The organism is Nonomuraea aridisoli, from assembly GCF_003236395.1.
In the GTDB taxonomy this organism is placed as follows: domain Bacteria; phylum Actinomycetota; class Actinomycetes; order Streptosporangiales; family Streptosporangiaceae; genus Nonomuraea; species Nonomuraea aridisoli.
In genome coordinates this window covers 1-3,097 of record NZ_POUD01000487.1, presented here as the reverse complement: position 1 = coordinate 3,097, position 3,097 = coordinate 1, and the positions used below count along the sequence as shown (strand labels likewise).

2 protein-coding genes are annotated in these 3,097 nt (G+C 75.1%); both read right to left on the bottom strand.

Annotated elements, in window-relative coordinates:
* Positions 1-901 (bottom strand): serine/threonine-protein kinase (locus tag C1J01_RS47230; RefSeq protein WP_235855142.1); only part of this gene is annotated, 901 nt, incomplete at its 3' end.
* 127 nt (positions 902-1,028) lie between these two features.
* On the bottom strand, positions 1,029-3,097 hold a 2,069-nt coding region (locus tag C1J01_RS47225), incomplete at its 5' end, for a right-handed parallel beta-helix repeat-containing protein (RefSeq protein WP_111185595.1).

Sequence of the window (3,097 nt, the reverse complement as noted above, 5' to 3'; positions counted from 1 at the left end):
TGTATAAGAGACAGGTGCGTACGGCGTGGGCGACCGGGGCGGGTAGCCAGCGGGAGTCGGTGTACAGGGCGGCGAGTGTGCCGCCGTCCGTGACGCTCTCGGCCAGCTCGTCCAGCAGCGCCGTCGCGGAAGGCCGAGCTTCGGGGCGCTTGTCGAGACACCGTTCCACCAGGCCCCGCAGCCGGGCCGGCAGTGCCGCGAGGTCGGGCTCCTCGTGCACGGTGCGGTACCACAACCCCTGCCACGACCCGCCGCCGAACGGCCCCGTGCCCGTGGCCGTGAAGGCCAGCACCGCGCCCAGGCAGAACACGTCACTGGCCGGCCCGACCACGGCCCCCGTCAACTGCTCGGGGGAGATGAAGCCGGGCGTGCCCACCGCCATCCCGGTCCTGGTCAGGCGGGCGCCCTCGACGGCCACGGAGACCCCGAAGTCGATCACGCGCGGCCCGTCGGCGGCCAGGAGCACGTTCGACGGCTTCAGGTCGCGGTGCACCACGCCGACGGCGTGGATCGACTCCAGCGCCTCCGCCAGCCCCGCCCCCAGCACGAGCACGTCGCGCTCACTCCACGGCCCGTGCTCGGCGACCGCCTCCTCCAGCGACAGGCCGGGCACGTACGCGGTCGCCAGCCACGGCGGCCTGCCCTCGGGGTCGGCGTCGACCACCCCGGCGGTGAAGAACCCGCTCACCGTGCGCGCCAGCGCGATCTCCCTGGCGAACCTGCGCCGGAAGTCCGCGTCGGCGGCCAGCTCGGGATGGACGACCTTGACCGCCACCGCCCGCCCGCTGCGCGACCGCCCGAGGAAGACCTGTCCCATCCCGCCGGCACCCAGCCGCGCCTCGATCCGGTACGGCCCCACCTTGCGCGGGTCGTACGGCTCCAACGACTCGAACACGGGCACGCGGGCCTCCCTGGGATCCGCGATCGGGCACGTCGATTTTCCACAGTATGCGGGCGAACCTCCCAGATGACAGGCCGCCGCCTCCACTTCTGGGTGACGCGGTCAGAGCGGGTACGTGCCGGCGGGATCACCTCGGGTCGCCGACGCCAGGCACACGAGGGAGATCCTCCACCTCCAGGGCGACCAGCTGGCCGGGGGTGGGGTCGTCCAGCTCGGCGACCCGTTGGGCCTGGCGTTCGGTCATCTCCTGGAAGGTCTGGCGGGCGTAGCGGCCGTTGCCGAAGCCCGTGTCCCTCGGCATCCGCTCGAAGAGGCCGATCAGCTCCGCGCGGGCGGCCGGGGTCAGCTCGTACCGGTGCTCGCGTGCCTGATGCTCCACGATGGACACCAGCTCGGCGGCGTCGTAGTCCTCGAACAGCAGGGTGCGGGTGAAGCGCGAGGACAGGCCCGGGTTGGAGGCGATGAACCTGCCCATGTCGGCCGGGTAGCCGGCGGCGATCACCACCACGTCGTCGCGGTGGTCCTCCATGAGCTTGACCAGGGTGGCGACCGCTTCGAGGCCGAAGTCCGTGCCCCCCGCCGCGGGCACCAGCGAGTACGCCTCGTCGATGAAGAGCACGCCGCCGAGCGCCCGGGTGAACGCGGCGGCCGTCTTCGGGCCGGTGTGCCCGACGTACTCGCCGACCAGGTCGCTGCGGTCGACCTCCACGAGGTGGCCGACGCGGAGCATGTTCAGCGCCTTGAGCAGCCGTCCGTAGAGGCGGGCGACGGTGGTCTTGCCGGTGCCGGGGTTGCCGGCGAACACCAGGTGGCGGCTGAGCGGCGGGGCCGGCAGGCCGGCGTCCTCGCGGCGGCGTACGGTCTGCATCAGCTTGACCAGCGAGCCCACGTCGCGCTTGACCCGGTCGAGGCCGACCAGCCGGTCGAGCTCGCCGAGCAGGTCCTCCAGGCTCTCCTCGGGCGGCTGCTCCACCGGCACGGGCTGCGCGGCGGACGCGACCGGCCCGGCGGGCAGCGGCGCGGCGGTCTCGCCGAGCGCGCAGTCCTCGAAGACCGCGGCCGCGCCCTCGTCCCCGCCCACGGCGTCGGCGCACTCCCGCACCCGGCAGCGGCGGAAGACCGGGTCCGCCCCGGCGCCGGTGTGCAGGGCGGGGAAGCCCGAGCGCAGCACGTCGCAGGAGTCGAAGACGCCGCCCGCGCCTTGGGCGACGAAGACGCCGTTCTTGGCCGGGCGTTCGACGCGCAGGCCGGTCACGGCCGGGCGGGCGCCCGTCCACACGACGATGCCGCAGCCCCCGCAGTCCTCCACCGAGCCGCCGTCCACCCGGACGTCCGCCTTGGCGTCCACCACGATGCCCGCCGCGCCCGCGCGCACCACGCGGTTGTCCTCCAGCGTCGCCTGGCCGCCCTCGGCGATCTCCAGGCCGGTGCGGGCGGTGCCGTCGACCGTGCAGTGCGCCACGGTCGAGCCGGCCGCCGAGGCGATGCGGACGCCGGTGTCGCCGCCTTCGACGTGGACGCCGGTGAGCGTGGCGGCGGCCTGCTCCGTGACGGACACGCCGTTCATGGTGACGCCCGCGATCCGGCAGTCGGACACCTCCGCGCGGGCCGCGCCCGCCAAGTGCACGCCGTGCTCGGAACCGCCGCGCACCCGGCAGTCCGCCAGCGCGGCCGTCGCCGAGCCGGCCAGGTGGACGGAGCTGTAGGCGCAGCGGTCGAGCCGGCAGTCGGTCAGCTCGGCGCGGGCCGCGTCGGTGACCAGCAGGCCGTTGGCGGACGGCGCCACGACCGCGCAGCCGCGCGCCACCAGCCGCCCGTTGTCGCGCACGACCAGGCCGCTCGCGGCCGAGCCGGTGATCCGGCAGTCCACCAGGTCGGCCTGCGCCGAGCCGGTGACGTGGACGCCCGCCTCCCCGGCGGCGTCGATCCTGGTGTCGTCCGCCGCGGCGTGGGCGCCGTCCTCCAGGAGCAGGCCGCTCCTGCCGGCGCGGTGCAGGACGGACTCGGCGAGCCGGAGCCTGGCCATGCCGCGCAGCCGGATCGCCGAGCCGGAGGTGCCCTCCAGCCGGAGCCGGACGGCCTCCAGGCGGGCGGTGCCGGACAGGACGACGCCGGTGCCGTCGATCGCGCCGATCATGACGTCCTCGGCGCGGACGGCGACCCCGCCGGACAGGTGCAGTCCCGCCTGCCCGGCCC